Source organism: Aquirufa sp. (genome assembly GCF_964796385.1).
In genome coordinates this window covers 21,443-44,418 of the sequence record NZ_CBAUBA010000015.1, presented here as the reverse complement: position 1 = coordinate 44,418, position 22,976 = coordinate 21,443, and the positions used below count along the sequence as shown (strand labels likewise).

Annotated in this window: 18 protein-coding genes; 11 read left to right on the top strand and 7 right to left on the bottom strand. The window is 41.7% G+C overall.

All coding sequences use genetic code 11. The annotated features are described in order from the left end of the window. Positions 1-24: 24 nt before the first annotated feature. Together AC1W6K_RS06455 and AC1W6K_RS06450 are read right to left on the bottom strand one after the other, a co-directional pair. The gene (locus tag AC1W6K_RS06455; protein ID WP_481721589.1) at positions 25-789 is read right to left on the bottom strand and encodes a LytR/AlgR family response regulator transcription factor; all 765 of its coding nucleotides are present in this window, start codon (positions 787-789) and stop codon (positions 25-27) included. A 3-nt stretch (positions 790-792) separates the two neighbouring features. Then, complete coding sequence (locus AC1W6K_RS06450; RefSeq protein WP_481946859.1) at positions 793-1,851, bottom strand: sensor histidine kinase; 1,059 nt, start codon at positions 1,849-1,851, stop codon at positions 793-795. Positions 1,852-1,996: 145 nt separating this feature from the next. On the opposite strand from AC1W6K_RS06450, the gene AC1W6K_RS06445 reads away from it, so the two are divergent. Continuing rightward, positions 1,997-3,781 carry a 3-keto-alpha-glucoside-1,2-lyase-like domain-containing protein gene (locus AC1W6K_RS06445; RefSeq protein WP_481946858.1) on the top strand — a complete coding sequence of 595 codons (1,785 nt, stop codon included), beginning with the start codon at positions 1,997-1,999 and terminating at the stop codon, positions 3,779-3,781. A 10-nt stretch (positions 3,782-3,791) separates the two neighbouring features. Next, the gene (locus AC1W6K_RS06440; RefSeq protein WP_481946857.1) at positions 3,792-5,648 is read left to right on the top strand and encodes a hypothetical protein; all 1,857 of its coding nucleotides are present in this window, start codon (positions 3,792-3,794) and stop codon (positions 5,646-5,648) included. A 55-nt stretch (positions 5,649-5,703) separates the two neighbouring features. On the opposite strand, the gene AC1W6K_RS06435 is transcribed toward AC1W6K_RS06440, so the two are convergent. Further along, on the bottom strand, positions 5,704-6,078 hold the full coding sequence (locus AC1W6K_RS06435) for a DUF1573 domain-containing protein (protein ID WP_481721581.1): 375 nt from the start codon (positions 6,076-6,078) through the stop codon (positions 5,704-5,706). Positions 6,079-6,240: 162 nt separating this feature from the next. On the opposite strand from AC1W6K_RS06435, the gene AC1W6K_RS06430 reads away from it, so the two are divergent. Genes AC1W6K_RS06430 through nuoK form a run of 4 tightly spaced genes read left to right on the top strand, consistent with a single transcriptional unit; the run spans position 6,241 to position 10,299 of the window. Beyond that, a complete protein-coding gene (locus tag AC1W6K_RS06430; protein ID WP_481946856.1) occupies positions 6,241-8,655 on the top strand; it encodes an alpha-ketoacid dehydrogenase subunit alpha/beta in 2,415 nt (804 codons plus the stop codon). Next, positions 8,655-9,476: a 4Fe-4S binding protein gene (locus tag AC1W6K_RS06425; protein WP_481946855.1), complete on the top strand. Its 822-nt coding sequence runs from the start codon at positions 8,655-8,657 to the stop codon at positions 9,474-9,476. The genes AC1W6K_RS06430 and AC1W6K_RS06425 overlap by 1 nt, the downstream gene beginning before the upstream one ends. 15 nt (positions 9,477-9,491) lie before the next feature. Continuing rightward, positions 9,492-10,001: an NADH-quinone oxidoreductase subunit J family protein gene (locus AC1W6K_RS06420; RefSeq protein ID WP_481721575.1), complete on the top strand. Its 510-nt coding sequence runs from the start codon at positions 9,492-9,494 to the stop codon at positions 9,999-10,001. Beyond that, positions 9,994-10,299, top strand: coding sequence for an NADH-quinone oxidoreductase subunit NuoK (nuoK, locus tag AC1W6K_RS06415; RefSeq protein ID WP_395784958.1), 306 nt, complete (start codon positions 9,994-9,996; stop codon positions 10,297-10,299). The genes AC1W6K_RS06420 and nuoK overlap by 8 nt, the downstream gene beginning before the upstream one ends. Here nuoK and uvrC read toward each other — a convergent pair. The 3 genes from uvrC to porW form a co-directional block, all read right to left on the bottom strand. Continuing rightward, positions 10,296-12,113: an excinuclease ABC subunit UvrC gene (gene uvrC / locus AC1W6K_RS06410; protein WP_481946854.1), complete on the bottom strand. Its 1,818-nt coding sequence runs from the start codon at positions 12,111-12,113 to the stop codon at positions 10,296-10,298. The genes nuoK and uvrC overlap by 4 nt on opposite strands. Positions 12,114-12,421: 308 nt before the next feature. Beyond that, entirely contained in the window at positions 12,422-14,734 is a 2,313-nt protein-coding gene (locus tag AC1W6K_RS06405) for a penicillin-binding protein 1A (protein ID WP_481721403.1), read from the bottom strand. A 1-nt stretch (position 14,735) separates the two neighbouring features. Next, positions 14,736-16,829, bottom strand: a complete 2,094-nt coding sequence (gene porW, locus AC1W6K_RS06400) for a type IX secretion system periplasmic lipoprotein PorW/SprE (RefSeq protein WP_481946853.1) — start codon at positions 16,827-16,829, stop codon at positions 14,736-14,738. A 95-nt stretch (positions 16,830-16,924) separates the two neighbouring features. On the opposite strand from porW, the gene AC1W6K_RS06395 reads away from it, so the two are divergent. Genes AC1W6K_RS06395 through AC1W6K_RS06375 form a run of 5 tightly spaced genes read left to right on the top strand, consistent with a single transcriptional unit; the run spans position 16,925 to position 22,569 of the window. Then, positions 16,925-17,110 carry an AtpZ/AtpI family protein gene (locus tag AC1W6K_RS06395; RefSeq protein WP_481721399.1) on the top strand — a complete coding sequence of 62 codons (186 nt, stop codon included), beginning with the start codon at positions 16,925-16,927 and terminating at the stop codon, positions 17,108-17,110. Positions 17,111-17,158: 48 nt separating this feature from the next. Beyond that, entirely contained in the window at positions 17,159-19,024 is a 1,866-nt protein-coding gene (locus AC1W6K_RS06390) for a penicillin-binding transpeptidase domain-containing protein (RefSeq protein ID WP_481946852.1), read from the top strand. Next, positions 19,021-20,313: a rod shape-determining protein RodA gene (gene rodA, locus AC1W6K_RS06385; protein ID WP_481946851.1), complete on the top strand. Its 1,293-nt coding sequence runs from the start codon at positions 19,021-19,023 to the stop codon at positions 20,311-20,313. Before AC1W6K_RS06390 ends, rodA begins: the two co-directional genes overlap by 4 nt. A 1-nt stretch (position 20,314) precedes the next feature. Next, the gene (locus AC1W6K_RS06380; protein WP_481946850.1) at positions 20,315-21,547 is read left to right on the top strand and encodes an MFS transporter; all 1,233 of its coding nucleotides are present in this window, start codon (positions 20,315-20,317) and stop codon (positions 21,545-21,547) included. Next, the gene (locus AC1W6K_RS06375; protein WP_481721391.1) at positions 21,547-22,569 is read left to right on the top strand and encodes a hypothetical protein; all 1,023 of its coding nucleotides are present in this window, start codon (positions 21,547-21,549) and stop codon (positions 22,567-22,569) included. The genes AC1W6K_RS06380 and AC1W6K_RS06375 overlap by 1 nt, the downstream gene beginning before the upstream one ends. Here AC1W6K_RS06375 and AC1W6K_RS06370 read toward each other — a convergent pair whose 3' ends face one another. Continuing rightward, complete coding sequence (locus AC1W6K_RS06370) at positions 22,570-22,941, bottom strand: DUF423 domain-containing protein (RefSeq protein ID WP_481721389.1); 372 nt, start codon at positions 22,939-22,941, stop codon at positions 22,570-22,572. It abuts the gene before it with no gap. Positions 22,942-22,976: the final 35 nt, after the last annotated feature.

The following is a 22,976-nucleotide window of genomic DNA, read 5'->3' as shown; positions in this document are numbered from 1 at the left end:
AAAGATTCAAAGTTACGTAAATCTTTACGTTTTTTGATACCCAATCGTTTGGTAGAACTGTTCTGAATAACTGTCGCTTAACGGGATGTGATTTTCACCAATTTTTACTTTCTGATTTCGAATAGATTCGATTTTTTTAAGCGAAACTATATAAGATTTATGGATGCGCAAAAATGCATCTAGCGGGAGCTTTTCCGCGATTAGCTTCATCGTCATCCGACATACTACCGGAAATTTTTGAGTCCGTAAATGTATTTTGATGTAATCTTTGAGGCCTTCAATATATAAGATGTCATCGAGCATAATTTTCATCAAGGAGTAATCTGCATGTATGAAAATATAGTCAACTTTCGATTCACTTACCGCTCCTTGAACTTGGAGAGCTAATTTACTTTTGTAGAAATCCAAGGCTTTATGAGACGCCTTCAAGAATCGCTCAAACGAAATAGGTTTCAACACATAATCGATGACGTCTAGATTAAATCCTTCGACCGCATATTGCTGATATGCAGTTACGAAAATAACCATAGGTTTATGAGTTAATCCCTCTAAAAACTGAACACCTGTTAAGCCAGGCATTTGAATATCCAGGAAAATAAGGTCAACTGGATTATTTTGTAAATAGTCAATGGCTTCAAAAGCATTGCGGCAACGCGCTTCCATCTTAAGAAAAGGGACTTTGGCAATATTGTCTTCTACTAAATCCAATGCCAAACTTTCATCATCAATCGCGATGCAACGCAAAAGTGTACTCGGCAACTCATTAAATTGCTCTTGAACCTCTTCCATGATTTATACGTGTTTAATCATTAGTGCTACCTGATAAGTTCCATCCTCTTCTATAATGTCCAATGTATGCGTTTCAGGATACAGTAACTCTAGCCTACGTCGCACATTCGTTAGCCCAATGCCTGAACTTTCATCTTTATGTTCCGTCACGTGTTTACTCACTTGATTGGTTACTTCAAACGTTAAGGCTTCAGGTGTATCGATTAGGCGGATTGAAATGGTTGGATTTGTCACCATGCCTACTCCATGTTTGAAGGCATTTTCGACAAATGGAATTAGTAACATTGGTTCGATTGTTCCCGAGGGATTGGTCGAATTAGACTCATAGTTGATTTGAATATCCGTTCCAAATCGTAGCCTTTGTAATTCAATATAGGATTCTAAATAGTTGTCCTCCTTACTGATGGCTACTTTAAAATCACTTGTTTCATAAATCATGTAGCGCATCAATTCGGATAATTTAATGATCACAGGTTCAACACTTTCTGGTTTTCTACGCGAAAGAGAGACAATGCTATTAAGCACATTGAACATAAAATGTGGGCTAATTTGCGAGCGCAGAAAAGAAAGTTCTGACTTTAATCGTTCATTTTCCTCTTCTTTTTTAGCTTCTTGTTCGTGTAAGTTGTCTGAAAGAAAGCGGTAACTAATACCAATAGCAATGATGAATAAATATTGGAAAATGATACGTAAATACGTAAAGCGTTTCATGCCGCCACCGCCCCGTCGAGGTCCAATCTCACGATTTGGGAAAAGTAGGTCAAAAATGATATCATTTAGCCAAACCATGATGAAAAATCCTAAAACTAAAAATCCCAAATACAATAAGATATTATATTTCTTGAGCACTTTGGGGATTAATACCTCAGTATTTATGTAGAAAATAGGAATATTGGCTAGTCCAAAAACAAAGAAAAATAAGTTCCATTGAAAGTGACGTTGTATTTCAGTAGGATCTGTCGACTGAGAACTCGGGCCCAAGAGTATAGGCAAGGCTAATAAACAGGCCCAAAATAGCAGGTGAATTAAGATGGACCGCGTAGTTAATTTACTTTTGATCATTTTGTTAATGCCTAAAAAAAAACAAATTAACAAACTTTGATTTATACCTAGTTATTTTTTGCTACCACTATCCCGTTTGTGCCGATGAAATTGTTCAGTTATTTTATTAGTTTTGTTTTCATAGAACCTATTTAATCAAATATCCATGCGGAAAATTCTTTTGCTTATGCTGCTTTCGTGGACTAGTTTCGCCCAGCAGACAATTTCTCTCTCAGATCTTCAAGCATTTGCCCAACCGAGTACCAATTGGTCCATCGAAGGTGCTGTGCGAGCTACCTACTCAGACACCAGCTTTCAAGTTGCCACCGGTAAAGGGGTTTTGTTAAACACGTTGCGGCACGGAAAGTACCAGCGGACGGATGATTTAACATTTCAACTTAACCATGGCGACATGCGGTTGATGCTGGACTTTATGCTCCCGAAAGGAGCGAATTCTGGAATTTACCTACAAGGCCGGTATGAAGTTCAGTTGTATGATTCATGGGGGAAAACAAAAATAAATTTTGGGGATTGTGGTGGAATTTATGAACGCTGGGATGAGGGACGTGGAAAAGGAAATCAAGGGTACGAAGGGAGTGCTCCATTACAAAACGCGTGTAAAGCTCCTGGGACCTGGCAAACGATTGAAATTGATTTTCAGGCACCCCGTTTTGACGCTACCGGAAAGAAAATTCAAAACGCGCGGTTTAAAAAAGTCATTCTTAATGGTATTTTAATTCACGAAAACATTGAAGTTTCCGGAATGACTCGTGGAGCACTTTTCGATGCAGAGGCGGCTTTTGGCCCAATTCGCATTCAAGGCGACCACGGTCCTGTTGCATTTCGCAATATTCGATACGAGACATTTGATAAACCTTCTGCCAGCCTTGGAGAAGTAAAGTATACATACTATTCAGGGAAGTTTACGGAACCTGTTATTGGACAAGCCACTCCAGTTATGAACGGAACAATCCCTAAATTGACAGTCAAAGTAGTCCCAGCAAAAAATGATTATTTAATTCGCTACCAAGCTGAATTAACTATTCCTGATGCTGATACCTATGAATTTGAAACGCATTGGACGGGTGGTGGTGTTTTAAAAGTAGATGGGAAAGAACTAAATCAAGGTGCGCATTGGTATTCTGATAAGGTTACACAGGCTACTTATTTAACGGCCGGGAAACATCAGTTGGAATTAATCCACATTAAAGATTTTCCTTGGGGCCCTCAAGCGCTAGGTTTGCTTGTTAAGCGCGTCGGTTCACATCCAGTAATTTTGCATGATCGAAAGTCCATGATTGACCCGCAGGCTGTGGGCATTGTCGAGGTGAAAGCAAATGCAGAGCCTGTGATGCAACGGTCCTTCGCTTTTCATCTAGGGAAGAAAAAAACACATGTTATACATGTAGGGGACCCTTCTGGAGTTCATTATTCGTATGACCTGAAGCAAGGTGCCCTACTTCAAGTTTGGCGTGGACCTTTCTTAAATGCAACGCAAATGTGGCACGAACGCGGAGAACCCCAAACGTCTGAGCCTCTCGGTGTGACGGTCGTCATGGATGGTCGTTTTCCGCTAACGCTTGATCATCAAGCGCAACCTGATTCTCTCAATGCGACAGAATTAGTTTATAAAGGGTATAAGTTGGAGCAAGGCCGACCGGTCTTCATGTACGATTGGACGGCTGCAAAAATGCAATTGGAAGATCGTATCGTTCCAGCGGCCAATAATATTGGGCTAAAACGCATAATTACCTTCAAAAATTCCAGCTCGCTTCAATCAGCACTTGATTTTAGTATCGCCTCCCCTAAGCAAATCGCGGTGGTAAACGCAAGTTTAGTTGGCCTAAAAGATCAATCCTATTTTATCCAAACGACCGGTGGAGGAGTTGATTTTTCGGTAGGCCGACAAGCCGTTCAGGGAACTAGTTTAACTTATCAGATCATTTGGTAATTGTAATAATATGAAAAATTTATATAGCTTTTTAGCCGTTTGTTTGCTGCTCCCGATGGGTGTTGTGGCACAGAAAAAATCTGCCAAAACTGAGCAAGATTATTACGAAATTAAGACGCTTCCGATTCCGAAAGATATTTATCTAGAGATTGGGGGTATTGCAACGATGCCTGATGGCCGTTTAGCTGTAAGTACGCGTCGTGGCGAAATATGGATTATCGAAAATCCATATCAAAAAGAAAATCATCAGGTACACTTTAAACGCTTCGCTAGTGGTTTGCACGAAGTCTTGGGACTTGCTTACAAAGACGGTTCATTTTATTGTTCCCAGCGTGGTGAATTAACCAAAATCACAGATACGGATCGTGATGGTGTCGCGGATTTATATGTTCCCATTTATCAGTTTGATTTATCTGGTAATTATCACGAATATACGTATGGGCCTGTTTTTGACAAAAACGGGGATATGTTGGTGACTTTAAACCTCGCCTGGGTCGGTTTCGGGGAAGGTAAATTTGCCAAATGGAGGGGCTGGCTTCTGAAAATCAAGCCTGATGGTACCATGGAGCCCCATTCAGCGGGGTTGCGGTCTCCAGCGGGGTATTCAATTAATGATGAAGGGGATATTTTTTATGGTGAAAACCAAGGGGATTGGGTTGGATCGGGTCGTGTAACGCATTTGGCGAAGGGGGATTTCGCCGGTAACCCAGGCGGATTGAAATGGGCGAAAGAGCCCAATAGCCCGTTTAAGTTGACCCTCGAAGAAATTCAAGATAATGGCGCCCCGATGTATGAGGCGGCAGCAAAGGTGAAAAATTTAAAATTGCCTGCTGTTTGGTTTCCACATGCCATTATGGGAATAAGTACGGCAGACATCTTGCAAGACTCGACGAAAGGAAAATTTAGTCCATTCCCAGGACAGTATTTTGTTGCTGATCAGGGGCAGTCTAAAGTGATGCGGATGGGTTTAGAGAAGGTCAATGGAGTGTATCAAGGTTTTTGTATTAATTACAGAGAAGGTTTTCAGTCGGGTATTTTACGCGAACGTTTTGGTTTAGATGGCTCCATGTTTGTCGGGATGACTTCCCGCGGGTGGGGTTCAACCGGGAAAGATAATTTTGGTCTGCAACGGCTTTTTTGGAATGGGGAAATGCCCTTTGAAATTGAAAATATACATGCGAAGCCAGATGGATTTGAGCTAAGTTTCACGCAGGCTGTGGATATAAATTCGGTTAAAAAAGCAGCTTCTTATGCCTTAAGGTCTTATATATACAAATACCAACATCAATACGGAAGTCCGATTATTGAACTCAAGGATTTGAAGATTTCTGCTATGGAAGTTTCAGCTGACAAACGAAAAGTGCGTTTAGTAATTGAGGGGTTACGCCAGTTTTTTATCCATGAATTTAAATTGACGGGTATTCGTAACGAATCTGGAGACCCTTTACTTCATGAAACCGCTTATTATACGTTGAATCAAATTCCAGCGGGTGGTCGAATTGCGGTTTCGGAGACAAATCGAATGCAAGTTGAAAAAGTTGAAAAATCAATTCAAGTAGTAGCTTCCAAGCCGTCAGGAAAGTCAATTATTTCGGATGAAGAGGCAATGGCGTTGTTGAAAAAGCACACGTGTTTAGCTTGCCATGCAAAAGAGGCGAGAGTCGTGGGCCCATCTTATGTGGATATTGCTAAACGAAATTATACGGACAAGCAAATTTTAGCTTTGGTATATAAACCAAACCCGCAGAATTGGCCAGACTACGCAACGGCGATGGCGCCGATGAGCCATGTTCCAGCCGGCGATGTACTCAAAATAGCTTCATGGATAAATGGGTTAAAAAATAAAGCCTTATTAAATCGAGATTAGCACAAAAAAAGGGCCGACAAATTTAATTGTCGGCCCTTTTTTTAATTCGCTAAACTTACTTGGGTACAACCGAACCTTGTATAGTCAAAATAATCTGAGATACTTCTCCATTGTTGACCACCGTAATGGTTTTGTTAAAGTTTCCAGGTCTTCCAGCAGAGTTATACAATGCGGTAACTTTTCCTGTTTTTCCCGGCATTATTGGTTCTCTTGACCATTCTGGCGTAGTACAACCGCATGATGGCTGAACATTGGAAATTACTACCGGAGCTTTCCCTGTGTTGGTAAATTCAAAGGCATAAGATGCTTGTGTGCCCTCTTTAATTTTGCCAAAATCATGTTTTTCGGCTTTAAATCGGATTGCTCCCTGTGCATTTGATTGGAAAGCGAAGCCTAAAATGAGTGCGAGTACTCCTAAAAATTTCTTCATGGTTTTATAATTGGTTTACTTAGTTGAGCAACAAATCTATAACAATGGAAAGATTCGGCAAAAGAAATGCGGGAGTTTTTCAAAAAGTTTGAAATGGAACGTATTTGGCCGACAAGGATTTTGTTGTATTTTTACACGTTGCAATCATAAATACTCTTGTCTTTGACTCATAGCTATTCATTTTCTAATCCTGGGATTACATTTGATCCGAATCAGGTAATGGATAATTATCGACTTGCTGTGCTAAGTAGGGCATGTAGTATGCTAGTGCGCAAAGAAGTTTTTTCGGGTCGAGCCAAATTTGGAATTTACGGGGATGGGAAGGAATTGTGTCAAATAGCTTTGGCTAATGCGATGCAACGGGGGGATTATATTTCAGGTTATTACCGGGATCAGACGATCGGGGTGGCGATTGGAGACTTAACTTGGCCCCAATATTTTGCGCAATTATATGGACATCCCGATATTCAGTTTGATCCACACTCAGGTGGCCGACAAATGAATAATCACCATGCAACTCGGTGGCTAGATGCCCAGGGGGAATGGTTAAATCAAACTGAAACATACAATAACGTTGCGGGGATTTCTTCGACAGGTGCACAGACTCCGCGTGCATTGGGCGTGGCCTATGCTTCGAAAATGTATAAAGAAAGGCCTGATTTAGAGCCATATAGTGCGTTGTTTTCGAAAGGAGGACAGGAGGTTTGTTTTACGACGATTGGGGATGCGTCAACTTCCGAAGGAATGTTTTTGGAGTGTATAAATGCGGCAGGAGTGTTGCAAATTCCAATTGTTTTTTCAGTTTGGGATGATGGTTATGGCATCTCAGTTCCCATTGAATTTCAGACAACTAAATCATCGATTTCAAAGGCGTTAGCTGGATACCAACGAACAGAAACGGAAAAAGGAATAGAGATTTTTCAAGTAAAGGCTTGGGATTATCCTGGATTGGTGGTGGCTTATCAGCAGGCGGCTCGTTTGGCGCGTGAGGAATATGTGCCTTGTTTAGTGCATGTTATTGAATGCACGCAACCACAAGGTCACTCGGCCTCCGGATCACATGAGCGATATAAGTCGGCCGAGCGCCTTCAATTTGAGTCTGATGCTGATTGCAATGTGCGTTTTCGGGAGTGGATTATACAGGCTGGAATTTCGGATGAAAGCACCTTGCTTGCCATTGATGAAGAGGCCTCTAAAGAAGCACGCAGATACCAAAAAGAGGCTTTTTCTGCTTACATGGCTTCGATTGAAGTTGACAAAAAGGGCTTCTTGCGGATTGCTAAAAACCTATATGATTCGACGAATGAACCTGGTTTGATCGAACCAATATTAGAAGAATTGAACCAACTTTCCTACCCGATTTTTAGTGATTTAGTACGTGCAGGTAGAAAAACCTTGCGTGCCTTTCGCTTTTTTCAAGGGCCTGCCGTCAAATTACTTCGGCATTGGCTTGAAGAATTGGAGACGAAAAATTATCGTCGGTTTAGTTCACATCAAATGAGTGAGTCAGCGCAAAGTCCAATGCATATTAAAGGGGTTCGGGCTGAATATGACAAAGACCCCATTCTTGTGGATGGGCGTGAAATTTTAAATAAAAGCTTTGCCCATTTTCTGTTAGATCCGCGCGTCTTTGTTTTGGGGGAGGATGTTGGAAAAATTGGTGATGTAAATCAAACGCTAGCTGGCTTGCAAGAGATTTTTGGACCTCTTAAATTGACAGATACTGGAATTCGAGAGGTGAGTATTGTAGGTCAGGGAATCGGTGCTTCGATGCGTGGTTTACGACCAATTGTCGAGATTCAATATTTGGATTATATATTTGTCCCGTTTCCAATTTTATCGGATGATTGGGCATGTTTACATTACCGTACGGCTGGGGGTCAAAAAGCACCGATGATACTGCGAACCCGTGGGCATCGTTTGGAGGGGATTTGGCATTCGGGTAGTCCGATGGCCGTGTTGATTAATGGATTGCGTGGAGTTCACTTCTGTGTTCCGCGTGACATGACTCAAGCGGCTGGCATGTACCGAACGTTATTAGCCGGAGATGATCCTGGTGTGGTTGTTGAGTGTTTGAATGGATATCGATTAAAAGAACCGATGCCCACAAATTTATTGGCCATTCAAGTAGAGCTTGGGGTGCCTGAAATATTACGAGAGGGGAATGATTTGACGATTGTAACATATGGGTCGATGTGTCGGATCGTGATGGAGGCAGCGAATTGTTTAGCCGATATGGGAATTTCGGTTGAGGTTATCGATGTACAAACTTTATTGCCATTTGACCGATACCACCTTATTTTGACATCGATTCAGAAGACGCAGCGTGTGTTGTTTGCCGACGAAGATATGCCGGGAGGGACATCAGCCTACATGATGCAAGAGGTGCTGGACAAACAAGGTGCCTTTTCGTGGTTAGATAGTCCAGCACGGTGTTTAGCTGCGATGCCTCACCGACCAGCCTATAGTTCGGATGGAGATTATTTTTCAAAACCAAATGTAGAAAATGTGGTGGATACTGTTTACGAAATGATGCGTGAAGCTGATCCATCTTCTTATCCCGCTATTTATTTTTAATGACTGAGATGAAGCGTTATTTGAAGGAAATTGTTGATGTGATTCAGAGTACTCGAAAGGGGATGGCTCTGACATGGAAGCATGCCTGGGATGCTCGTAAAAAGCGCAGCCAACATAACATTCAGGATGCCTCTTATTTTTCGCAAACTTCAGGGATTACGACATTGGAATATCCGCATGTAGAGATTCCTGTTCCGGATAACGGTCGCTATCAGTTACACAATGAGATGGATGATTGCATTGTTTGTGACAAATGCGTCAAAGTCTGCCCTGTTGATTGCATCGAAATTGAGCCCATCAAAGCTACTGGGTTTGTTGGCCTAACATCCGACGGATCTCCCATTCGACTTTATGCTGCCAAATTCGACATCGACATGTCTAAATGTTGTTTTTGTGGTCTGTGCACAACGGTTTGTCCGACGGAGTGTTTAACGATGACGTCGGAGTATGACTTTTCTGTTTTTGAGGTCAAAGAGCATAATTTCTCATTTGCGAACTTGACGGCGGAGGAGGCAGAGGAGAAGAAGCGTTTGTATGAACAGTTTGTGGCGGAGAAAGAGGAGTTGAAAAAGTCCGCGGACAGTGGTCAGTCGTCAGTCGTCAGTGGTCAGTCGGCAGTGGACAGTAGTCAGTCGACAGTGGACAGTAGTCAGTCGTCAGTCGCTAGTCCGGAGTCCGAAGTCGTTAGTCCGGAGGTTAAGAAGCCAGTTTTTAAGCCAAGTTTTAAAGCGAAGGCAGTGGACAGTAGTCAGTCGTCAGTAGCTAGTCCGGAGTCCGAAGGTCCAACTTCTGACGTCCAAAGTCCAGAGTCTAACGTCTAAGCTAGCGTCTAAACCATGACCCCTATCTTATTATCATTTTTGGCTTTAGTGATTTTAACTTGCGGGAGTGGGTTAGCGATGTTGTTTACGCGCAATATCTTGCATGCGGCATTGGCGATGTTTATGTGCATGCTTGGCCTGGCGGGCTTGTATGTCATTGCTTATGCTGACGTAATGGCTGTTTCTCATTTGATGATTTATGTGGGTGGAGTCCTGATTTTAATCCTTTTTGGAATCATGTTGACGACTCAGCAGTCCCGCGAAACGAACGGTAAGAATCATTTGTGGGTCGAACAGCGTAGTTTTATCTGGTCGGCAGCGGTCGGATTATCGATTTTTATTGCTTTGATTTATGTCTTTTCAGGTATGGATTGGCAATTGCATGTAGTGGGTAATGATCAGTCGAAATTACGCGATGTGGGTGTTGCGCTTTTGACAAAATATGCCTTTCCGTTCGAGTTGGTTGGTGTTTATTTATTAATTGCGCTCGTGGGGGCAACTTATATTGCAAAACGAAATGACTGAAATTCCGGTAATTTATTTTTTATGGGCGAGTGCGGCATTGTTCGCGACGGGTTTCACGATTATGGTTCTAAAGCGTAATGCGATATTTATATTGATGGGTATTGAGCTGATGTTAAATGCGGCTAATTTGAATTTAATTGCTTTTTCGCGCCAAGATGATGCGCAGCAAGGCCTGATGATGGGAATCTTTGTGTTAGTTGTTGGCGTTTGTGAAATGGCCATTGCGCTCTCAATCATTATTCAGGTTTACAGACAATTTCAGCACATAGAGGTAGGGAAATTTGAATCTCACAATTAAGACTTTTCGTCTAGCCAAATTTTGAGTTGTTTCCGAAAACCAGGTGTTTTTGATTTCCCTAACACTTTTTCTAGATCTTCCGCTGGTGAATCATACATGTTGCGTATCGTGCCAAAATGTTTCATTAATTTTTGGGCGGTTAATTTTCCAATTCCATCTAATTCTTCTAATTGACTTATTAGGAAATTCTTACTACGCTTATTGCGATGCGCCGTAATTCCAAAACGGTGTGCCTCATCGCGAAGTTGTTGGATTAATTTTAAGGATTCCGATTTTTTGTCGATGTACAAAGGCAGACTATCTTCTGGGAAGTAAATTTCCTCAAGTCTTTTTGCGATACCGATAATGGGAACTTGTCCATAAAGACCTATTGCTTTCAGTGCATCACATGCGGCACTTAATTGGCCTTTGCCTCCATCGACAATAATTAAGTCGGGCATTTCGGCCTCTTCTTCGATTAATCGTGTGTAACGTCGTGTGATTACTTCGTACATGGTTGCGAAATCGTCTGGTCCCACGACTGTTCGTGGAGTAAATAAACGATATTCTTTTTTGGCAGCTTGTGCTTGGATAAAGCAAACCATGGCTGAGACTGGGTTAGTCCCTTGGAGGTTGGAGTTATCAAAGCATTCGATGCGTTTGGGTAAGTGTTTTAAATGAAGATCATTCTTCAAAGTCAATAAAACACGCATTTTTCGATCCCCACCTGATTCTTCTGCAGCTTTACGATCTGCTTTTTCCTTGCGGAAATAGAGTACATTTTTAAGTGACATGTCCAATAGCTTTTTCTTGTCACCCATTAACGGGATGGTATTTTTGATGCCACGAAATTCAATTGACATGGGGATGTTTGTCAAAATTTCCTTGGCCTCGCTATGAAATTGATCACGCTTTTCCCAAATCAGCATAGTCAGTAGGTCCGACTCGTCTTCATTTAATTTCTTTTTTACTTCGTAGGTTTGGGACTGCAAAATAGTCCCGTTGATGACCTTCATGAAGTTGACGTACGCCATCTGCTCGTCGGAGACCATCGAAAACACATCGATATCATGGATGGATGGATTGACGACTGTCGATTTCGATTGAAAGTTTTCGAGGAGTTCCCATTTTTCTTTCCATTCTTGCGCTTCTTCGAAAGCTAAACGGCCGCTTGATTCTTGCATTCGTTCTTGGAAAAAAGTTTTTGGTTTTTGGTAATTTCCTTTTAGTATGTGTGTTACCTGATCAATGTATACCAAATAATCATTTTCCTTTTGCAATCCCTCACATGGCCCTTTGCAATTACCGATGTGGTATTCTAGGCAGACTTTGAATTTCCCTTGTTCAATATTTCCGGGCTTTAAAGTGAGGGAGCAACTGCGCAATGGGTATAGTTGGTGAATCATCTCTAGCATCCCATTCATTGCTTTCGGATTCGCATATGGGCCAAAAAATGTACCTGCGGCATGGTCGATTCGCCGCGAAGTGATAAGGCGAGGAAAATGTTCTTTGGTTAAACAAATAAATGGATAGGTTTTATCATCCCGTAGTAGAATGTTGTATTTGGGCTGGAATTGTTTGATAAGCGTATTCTCCAATAAAAGTGCGTCAAATTCGGAGTGCACGATGGTGAATTCGAGCCGACAAATCTGCTGGACTAATTTTCGAGTTTTGGTATTGTGATTTTGGAGGTTGGTGAAATAGCTGCTTATCCTATTTTTTAGGTTTTTGGCTTTTCCTATATAGATGATTGTATCGAACGCATCGAAATAGCGGTAGACACCGGGTTCTTCCGGCAGGCTAGGCAAGATGTTTTTAGGTTCGAAATCTGTCATTAGCCAAAATTAGACATTAATCATGAAATTGTGTTTTAGGATTTTGAGGTCTTCCGAAAAATATTTATTAAAGTTTTACATATTATTAATATAGGACAAAACTAATATTTGTTTAAGGGTTGTTTTTGTCCAAATTTTGCTTTTGTTCTCATTTTTTGGCACTTGACTAATAAATAATTGGTGTATTTATACTCAAATAGTTGATAAACACCATTTTTAAGACTAAAAATGAAATAATATCAGTAAAATGTTTGCATGGTAAATGGTCATTTTACATCTTTGGTCGCTAAGGGTTAAAAAACGCATATTTATTGGGAGACAGGTGCTTCAGTGGCAGTTGAATCACCCACCACGCGACCATTGCAACTAAAATCAAATACAAAATTTTCAGGTTTGATAAATGGCATCTTCCGATACCCCTCAATAGCTAAAGTCTGGTCGGCATATACCTTTTCCATAAATTTCGCATAGGCGGGCATCGCCATTTTGGCACCTTGACCAAGAGCCAAACTACGAAAGTGGATACTGCGATCGTCGCCGCCCACCCATACGCCGGCAACCAACTTCTGAGTAACTCCCATAAACCAGCCATCCGAATAATTTGAGGTTGTTCCAGTTTTGGCACCTATTTCATTCCCTGCTACAATCGATGTTCGTTTCAATCCTTCGGCGGTACCTCCTGGCTCATGGACTGCTCCTTGTAACATGTAGGTCATCAGATAAGCGGTTTCAGGTTTGATAACTGCTTTTACTGGGGGTGAATACTCACGCAATACATTACCTACTTTATCGGTAATTTTTAAGACTAAAATTGGTTCAATTTTTTCCCCACCATTCGCAAGCGTAGCATAACCAGAAACTTGCTCAAGCAACGACACTTCTGATGCTCCTAAACAGAGGGATGGAACTTCGTTTAATGGGCTGTTGATTCCACATTTATGGGCAAATTCCGCAATCTTGTCTGGGCCTAATTGCTTCATCAATTTGGCAGAAATGGAATTGATAGATAATCCCATCGCCCGCCGCATTTTCAAATTTTGATAGCTGTATTTGCCATCTGAATTTTGGGGTGTCCAAGTTCCTCCACTAAGACCGTCTTCCTCGCCAAAAGTCACGGGTTCATCCATCAATTCATCACACGGGGTAACGATTTCATTCTCTATGGCCGCTCCATAAACAAAGGGTTTAAACGTGGAACCAGGCTGGCGCTTACTTTGTGAGATGTGATCGAATTTGAAATATTTGTAGTTAATACCACCGATCCAAGCTTTCACATGCCCATTCATGGGATCCATCGCCATCATGCCGCAGTTCAGAATTCGTTTGTAATAGTTCAATGAATCCATCGGGCTCAAGGTCGTATCTTTATCTCCATCGTATGTGAAAACCGACATTTTAATTGGTCTTCGTAATTCTTCCCAAACTTTAAATTCATCATTATTGTACGCAGTCATCAAGTCACGGTAACGTTGTGTCCGCTTCATTGCATCACGTAAAAAGCCCTTGATTTCCTTCATCTCTTCATTAACCCATGGATTGCGTCCACGCCAATGATCATAAAACAACTTTTGTTCCGCACGCATGTGCTCTCGAACGGATTCCTCCGCGTATTTCTGCATGCGAGAATCAATGCTAGTATAAATGCGTAATCCACTAGTGTACAGGTTTAATTGCTGGTCCTCCGGACGTTCTTGATTTAATTCCTTAATAGCCTTTAAAACTTGCTGGCGTATGACCTCCCTGAAATAGGGCGCCGCTCCCGTATTCTGGTTTTCCACACGGTAATTTAAATTAAGTGGCGCGTCTTGCAACTTGGGTAAATCTTCTTCCGTGATGAATTCATATTTGGCTAGTTGGCCCAACACCACATTACGTCGTTCCAATGTTCTTTCTGGGCGAACGCGTGGATCATATAAAGAGGGATTTTGAAGTAGACCGATTAGCGTGGCGGCTTCCGGAAGCGTTACTTCTTGAAGGTCTTTTTGGAAATAGGTCCGACAGGCAACCTGTATTCCGTAAGCATTGTTACCAAAACTCACTTCATTCAGGTACATGGCCATGATCTCTTGCTTGGTGTATCGGCGCTCTAATCGGATCGCCAAAATCCATTCCTTAACTTTGGCAATGACCGTTCGTAAGCCATCTATTTTCATGAGTAAACCTAAGTAAACGGGGTCGTCTTCCCCAAACTCCATGGACCGGGTATGGAACAAATTTTTGGCTAGTTGCTGTGAAATAGTACTTCCTCCACCGGCAGTACCTAATGAAAAGACCACACGAAACATCGAGCGAATATCAATTCCCGAATGTGATGTAAAGCGGGCATCTTCCGTCGAAACGAGTGTATTGACAATATTTTCAGGAAGTTGTTCAAATTCAAGCGGGTTCCGATTTTCACGAAAGTATTTGCCGATCTCTTGGCCATCTTCGGAAATCATCAATGAGGCCAGTTGGCTTTTTGGATTCTCTAATTCATATAAGCTGGGCATTCCGCCGAAAAGCCACAAAAAGTTGTAATTGACAGCTACAATAAATAGGATGGACGCTACGGTTGTGCCGAGGAAAAATCGGTACATGGTTCGTATAAATTTGGCATATTTCCCTACTTCTAATGCAAACATATTATCGGTTGTTTTGGGTAAATTTTTCCAATAAGGCTTTTACTTCTGGTATGAGTGGACTTTTGGGGTAGGCCTGCTCAAACTGTTTGAGTTCTTTTTTATATCGGTCAAAGTCTTTTAAGCCACCATAACTTTGAGCTTTTAAAAATACGATTTTATCTTCCCATTTACTACCCGGATACGTTTGAAGTAATAAATCTGCTTGCGCGATACACGCAGAAAAGTCGGCCGACTTAAATTGTGCGTATGCTTTTTCGTAATTTTTCTGAGCTTCTAATTCTTTACCTTCTGTCAATCCACCAAACTCCAAGGTTAAAATTGCTTGTTTGAAAAACGAATTTGGGTATTTGTCAAATAGTAATTGTCGGTACATTTTTGATTTTTCGCTACTTAAGTAAAGCAGGTAAAGTGCTTCAGCTTCACTGGAAGTTAAGGGATAGTCGCGTAGTAATTGAGTTAAAGATTGTTCCGCTAAATCATTTTTTGTCAATTCAATTTTGGCGTATTTGCCGAGGTCGAATAGTGCTTTTTCGCGCTTTAAATTAATTTCGGCTTGTTGCTTTTCCGTACGAGGAATGGTGTTGAGCCAAATTTGAAGTGAATCTTGGGTTGGTGCCAACGAGCTTGCTGTGTTCGTTTGGGTAATTGCATTTTGCATCACTTGCACATCTGCCTGGGCTGCGGCTTGTTTGTTCTTCCTATTCCAAAAATCCTCCAAGGTTCGTATTCCCCACTTTCTCCCAAATTCTTGTTGGCCCTGCACCCGCGCCTGATCATTATAAAAATAAAAGCTTTGTTGCTCAGGTGTCGCTGGTCGTCTTATAAACGTAACCAAATTGGCATTTGGGATTACCGTCTTTTTCAGTTGGACCGAATCCATTTTCGCTTTTTTCGACTTTTGGACTTTTTCATACATAGCCTTTAACTCACTTTCGGATCGTTGGCCTAATTTCAATAATGAATCCTGCATTTTGATTGAACCGTCTAAACGCGCAAATTCGCCCCACTGCGTACGCAATTTTTGGGCTAGTTGAAATTGGCTATGTTGAGCAGGTAAAAACGTGGCTGCCGAGTCAAAATAGTTGGCCGCATTTCGGTAGTCTTTCAATTGGTTTGAAAACAATTGGCCTAATTGAAAATACAGTTCACCTTTATTTGGGTTATTGGCACCTCCATTTTCCCAATTTTTTCTAGCTAGTTCATAGTCTTTATTTTGAAAATGAATTTGGCCAATCGCTAAAAATATATCAGACTGAAGATCTTGGTTCTTCGGGTCTTTTACTAATTTTTCTAATGCCGGGATATTCTCTCTTAAGGCTAAGATTGCTATTTGGGCATGCAGGGTTAGGTCATAACTTGATTTTTGTTTGAGGCATTGTTCATATGCTTTTTGTGCCTCGGCTGATTGTCCAAGAATTTGGTGCATTTGTCCGAGTATGTAGAACAGTCGGCCACGCTCAGCCCGTTTTTTTGCGCGTGGAGCTGCTTTTTCTAGAAGGGGAATGGACTTAGAAAGTAAATTTTGTTTTTGGTACGTAAAAGCTTGAAGGAGTAAAAGTTCTTGTTCGTGACTAGTATTTACCGGGTTTTCGGCAATAAAATTAAATACTTTTTGGGCTGATTCGTAGTTGGATTGATGCAGGTAGATGGTTGCTAATTCGATGAGTGCCGACTGCTGTGTTTTGGGGTCATGTTCGATCGAATTGATATATTTAAAAGTCTCTAAGGCGTTTTTTAGGTCATGCTGAAGGAGTCGGCCTCGGCCAATAATCAAATAGGCGTCGTCTACGAAGCGGGAATTTTGATGTCGATCGATGACCAACGTTGCTTTACGAATGAGGTTTGCAATTTCATTCGCATTGCTTTGAGAAAAGCTTGTGTCAATGGGCGCAAGGATAGGCAATGCATTCGAGAAATTTTCTTTTTTCTCTTCGCGCGCTTTGTTCGTTAGCGAGATTAAAAGTCGGTCTGCCTGAAAGATGGCATTGTATTTGGCATTTACATTATGAAAAGCAACGGCAGCAGGTCGGGTACTTTGCTGGGAACAGGCCCAGCTGAGTAACACGAGGATTAAAGCTGCCAACAGTTTATTCATAGGGATGGAATGCGTATAATTTTCAAATTTACAATATATATAAATGAAAAAGGGATAATTTTAGTGTGTGGATAGCCGATTATTTTAATTTTTTCATGAACTCATATCAACGATTTATTGGGGCAGCATTTCAAATGTTGATCACAATTTTAGGAGGCGTCTATCTCGGTCGCTTTTTGGATGAATATTTTCATTCGACTACCCCTTGGTTCACACTTGGATTTTCATTGGGTTCCATTGCATTTGCACTGTTTGCACTCATCAAAAGTCTCCCCAAATAATTCGGAATTATGCGTAAATTGCCGCGTTATTCTTAAATTTTTTTAATTGTGTTTGAAGGTCGCCGACTAATCTTATTTCTTGTTTTTTTGACAGTGGCGATAGTCTATTTAGGCAAGTTGTTTTACCTACAATTAATCGATGACACCTATGAGAAGGCGGCAGATAACAATGCCATTCGGAAGATTATTCAGGTTCCATTTCGCGGAGAAGTATATGACCGAAACGGGAAATTAATTGTCTATAATACGCCAGTTTACGATGTGTATATTACGCCGCGCAAAGCTTATGTGGCGGATACAAATCGGTTTTGTGCTTTGTTTGGCATTACTCGTGGGTATTTTGATACGGTTACGCGGCAAGCAAGGTCATATTCCCGGGTCAAACCATCTGTATTTTTAAAGCATTTATCCAAAGAGGATTTTGCGCGAATTCAGGATGCCATGGTCGATTACCCTGGTTTTTCGATAACGACTACTGCCTTTAGGACCTATCAATCGATCGCGTTTTCCAATGCGCTCGGCTATGTAGCGGAGATTAATCCAAATTCACTGAAGGAACAGCCGGATGATTATTACCGACAAGGAGATTATGTGGGCGTTTCTGGGATTGAATCTTATTATGAGGCTGTTTTGCGTGGTCAGCGCGGAGTGAAATACCGGATGGTGAATAGTAATGGGGTAGAGAAAGGTGATTACAAAAATGGGAAATTGGATGTATATCCTGTCGCTGGACAGAATTTGTACACGAGTATCGATATTCGTTTGCAAGAATATGCGGATAGTTTGATGATGAATAAGGTGGGAAGTGTGGTTGCGATTGAACCATCAACTGGTGAAATTTTGACGATGGTGTCTGCGCCGTCGTACAATCCTAGTTTATTGGCAGGTAGAAATTTTTCAAAATATTATCAAAAACTAGCATTAGATCCGTTGAAGCCTTTGATCAATCGGCCGCCCTCTGCGTATTATCGGCCGGGTTCTACGTTTAAGTTGGTGCAAGCGTTAGTGGGCCAACAGCTCGGAATAATTTCAGCGGGTTCTGTCTTTGGTCATGCCGGTGCCCCGGTGAAATGTCACGTTCACACTACGGCGCATAATGATTTACATAATGCAATTCAATGGTCATGTAACCCCTATTTTTACCATGCCTTTCGGAAGATTTTGTATGATGGGACAACGGGTGACACTTATGAACGATCAGCTCAGGGTTTGAAGCGCTGGTCTGAGTTAGTGGCAAATTTCGGTTTCGGACGTAAATTAGGAGTGGATCTCAGTAATGAAAAACGGGGCAATTTGCCTACGGCTGAGTACTACAATAAGGTGTATAAAGGCGAGAATACATGGAAGTTTTCCAATATTTATTCGTTAAGTATCGGAGAAGGAGAGCTGGTTGTTAGTCCGTTGAAAATGGCCAATTTTGCGGCTATTATTGCCAATCGAGGTTGGTACATCCCACCACATTTAGTGAAGGGCGTTGGGCCTCGCCGGACATTGGATCCATTTTATAAAAATCCGGTGTCAGTTGGCGTAGACGCCAAGTACTTTCCTGTCGTCGTTCAAGGTATGCAAGATGCGGTTTTACATGGTACCGTAGGGGCGGATGGTCGCATTCCGGATATCACGATGTGTGGGAAAACGGGTACATCGCAGAATCAAAAAGGAAAAGATCACTCGGTGTTTATTGCCTTTGCTCCAAAGGATAATCCGAAGATTGCAATTGCGGTGTTTGTGGAGAATGCTGGTTTTGGTGGTTTTGCTGCCGCGCCTATAGCTTCGTTGATTATTGAGAAATATTTGAAAGGACGTGTAGATCGCAAGGCGGTTGAGACGAAGTTTATGAATATGAGTTATTTGGCTAATGTGGTGTATAACCGACCGGCCAATCGCGTTAAAATGGATACTTTAAAAAAATGAGCGGATCGTCAGGACAATTAAAGAGTCGGATTGATTGGATAAGCGTAGGGCTTTATGCACTCTTCGTGCTGCTTGGCTGGATGAGTATTTATTCAGCGATATATAATCCAGAATCGCATTTAGGATTGACGGATGCCGCTTTTTATACGTCCAATGCGGGAAAACAATTGATCTGGATAGGGACGAGTTTCGTCTTGATCATGTTTATTTATGCGCTAGATTTTCGATTTTTTGAATCGTTTGCTGTCTTCATTTATGGCTTGTTTATTCTGCTGCTCATTGCAGTGCCCTTTTTAGGGGTAACAATAAATGGGTCACATTCCTGGTTTAAGTTTGGTTCGGCTACGATTCAGCCGGCTGAATTTGCCAAAACAGCAACTGCATTATTATTAGCTAAATATCTAAATGATCCGCAGGTCAATTTGGGAAGATTTAAAGATCAACGGCGTGCCGCCCTTATTATTGCCTTGCCGATTTTATTAATTGTTGGTTCCAACGAAACGGGATCTGCTCTTGTTTTTGTATCCTTTATCATCTTGCTCTACAGGGAAGGCTTGCCTAGTGCCTATCCAAGTATTTTACTCGGGGGTATTTTTCTTTTTGTGAGTGCGTTAATGCTCGAGCCGCTCACCATCTTTTTGATTTTGTTATTTTTTGCCATCATTTTGGTGGTACTCATGCCCATATACTTGCAGCGGATGTGGCAAACCTATGTGAAACTAGCGCTAGGTATTTCGGTTATCATGACCTTGGTGATGGTTGTCGAGTGGGTGGTCAACCATGTGTTAAAGGAGCATCAGCGAAATCGAATTAAGGTTTTATTAGATCCTGGATTTGATCCGCGCGGCTTAGGGTACCAGGTAACTCAGTCTAAAATTGCGATTGGATCCGGTGGTTTTTGGGGTAAGGGATACCTTGGTGGTACGCAGACAAAATTTGACTTTGTACCGGAGCAAAGCACCGACTTTATTTTCTGTACGATTGGCGAAGAGTTTGGCTTTTTTGGCGTCTCTGTAGTGGTGATTTTGTTTATGGTGTTTTTGTGGCGCTTGATGTATTTAGCCGATTTACAACGTTCTCGCTTTGCACGCGCCTATGGATTTGGTGTAGTTGGCATTCTCTTTTTTCACTTTTTGGTTAATATTGGCATGACGATTGGCCTCATGCCCATTATGGGAATTCCGCTACCTTTCTTGAGTTACGGGGGCTCATCGTTATGGTCATTCACCGTATTATTATTTATATTTTTGAAGCTCGATTCGCATCGATCAGACATGTTATCGCGTTAATATGGAAACAGAAAAACTTAGTTCCAAGTCTAAAATGCTGATTGCCGTGGCCGCGCTCGGTTATTTTGTTGATGTATACGATCTCATCTTATTCTCCGTAGTTCGTAATCCCAGCTTAAAAAGTTTGGGCTTATCAGGTTCTGAACTATTGAGTCAAGGGCTAAACCTGATGAATGTCCAAATGGGCGGTATGCTACTTGGCGGAATTTTGTGGGGGGTATACGGCGACAAAAAAGGCCGTAAATCAGTTCTTTTTGGCTCTATTTTGCTTTATTCCATCGCAAATGCATTGAATGGTTTTGTGACTGATTTAAATACGTATTGGGTGTTACGATTTATTGCAGGTATCGGTTTGGCGGGGGAATTGGGAGCTGGAATTACGTTGGTAAATGAAACATTACCAGCCTCTAAACGAGGAATTGGTACTTTGATCATTGCTGGGGTGGGGGCAGCTGGTGCCGTTTTTGCACCTATTGTCGCGGGGTTAAATCCCGATCCAGAATGGTGGCGAACTTGTTATTTTATTGGTGGAGGTATGGGATTGGCGTTACTTTTATTGCGCCTAGGAACTTTTGAATCATCGATGTATCAAGGCATGCATGTGGATGTACCTAAGGGGAATTTTTTTCAATTATTTACCTCGTGGCCTACCTTTAAAAAGTACCTTTATTGTATTTTAATGGGCTTACCTATTTGGTATATTATCGGAATTTTAGTTTTTTCTGCCCCCGAAATCACGCAGTTAATCGGTATTCAAGGAAGTGTTTCAGGTGGAGATGCGATTATGTATTGTTACATCGGGCTATCTGTTGGCGATTTCGTCAGCGGCGCATTAAGTCAATGGTTCAAGAGTCGGAACAAGGTCGTCCTCATGTACCTTCTGTTAGCGTGGGCATTGACTTTGTATTTCCTGTATGTGGCGACCGACGTTTCACAGGTCTTCGCTAATACACTAATTACTGCTTTGGGCTTTTTTGGAGGGTACTGGGCCGTATTTTTGACGGCTTCATCCGAGCAATTTGGGACAAACATTCGCATGACGGTGACGACAACGGTACCTAATTTTGTACGTGGAGCCTTGATCCCAATCAGCTTGTTATTTAAATTCCTCATTCCGTCGCTCGGTCTTATTGATGCGGCAGCCTGGGTAGGCGTGCTTTGTTTTAGTTTGGCCTTATTTGCTATAAGCCAACTGAAAGATACGTTTGGTAAATCGTTAGACTTCGTCGAATAATGGCTTTAATTTCTAAGAAGAAAATACTTTATCGGATTAACAATCAGCTTCGGCGGTATTTGCACAAATACAATCGGGAGCACGAGATGAATATTTCGTATCAGGATTTATTGCGTTATGATAATGCGATTGTACTCTACGATAAAAATGGGGCAGATACGCTCTGGGAGACGGTTTTTTACTCGCCAGCGGATCAGCCGGAAGTCTATGAGGCACTCAAGCAAATCTATGCGGATTTAAAAACAGACGGGAATGAGGAGGTGATTAAGCACTTAGTCATTGATCGAGTGGATTACTGTACCTATGGAAATACCCATCCGTTTCGGATTCGTATTGTGAATCGCGTGAACGATAATTTTGATTATTTCTACATCAAAATTGCGGATGCCTCGCGGGTTTATGGATTAGAACTTGAGCATATTTTGTCGCCTAATCGCATCAACTACGTAACGTATGACAACACGTTGGTGGAGGAGCATATTGCGGGAATTCCAGGTGATACTTTTTTAAAGCAAGACTTGGAGGCTGAATTGGAATCCCCCATTCGTTTAGCCAAAGAGTTTGTCAAGTTTAATGAGCGTTGTCTCGTTCAATTATTGGGGGACATGCATAGTGCCAATTTTGTGGTGATTACAAATCCTGATTTTGAGGAGATCTATTATCGGATTCGCCCCATTGACTTTGACCAACAGTGTTTTGAAGGAAAACGCTCGGTTTACATGCCACAGTACTTCAAGCAGAATAATAATTTGATTGAATTAGGGATGAAATACATGACGCCGGAGTCTGTTTGGCAGTACCAAATCGAAGAACGCTCCATGATTGCTAGTCGGCTTAAATCCGAAAGCCAGCGTGTTTCCGATTTAATGACGGTGATGGCGAAGGATGAAATTGCACCGCAGGAAAATGTCGATCAACTGAAAAGTGAATTAGCCAAACATTACGATGACCCACGTTTCTTGCAATGCAAGACGATGGGGGAGATTGTTTGGAATAGTTTAGAATTAGTGATGCGTCACTAGTTATTGCTTCAATGTTCCGTAGGCCATGAAGGCAAATCCGGTGATATAGGCGAGCCCACCGATTGGAGCTATCATTCCCCAAAATGTATTTTGCGTTAGGCAAATTAAATACAGCGAGCCCGGGAAAATTAGGCTTCCGCTGAAGATTAAATAACCGGCAGATTTCAATAATCTGTTTGATACTTGAATTTGCCATATACCAAGTAGCAGCAATGTTAGACCACCATACATTTGGTATTGAGCAGCTGTTTCGAATGTGTCAAGTCGATTGATAGTGCGTAAATAGTCTTTCCACGCATGCGCACCGAATGCACCTATGGCAACCGACAATCCGGAAATAATTGAGCCAGTAAATAAGGAGAATTTCTTCATGGTATAACTGAAATATAAAAGGCCTTGATAACAAG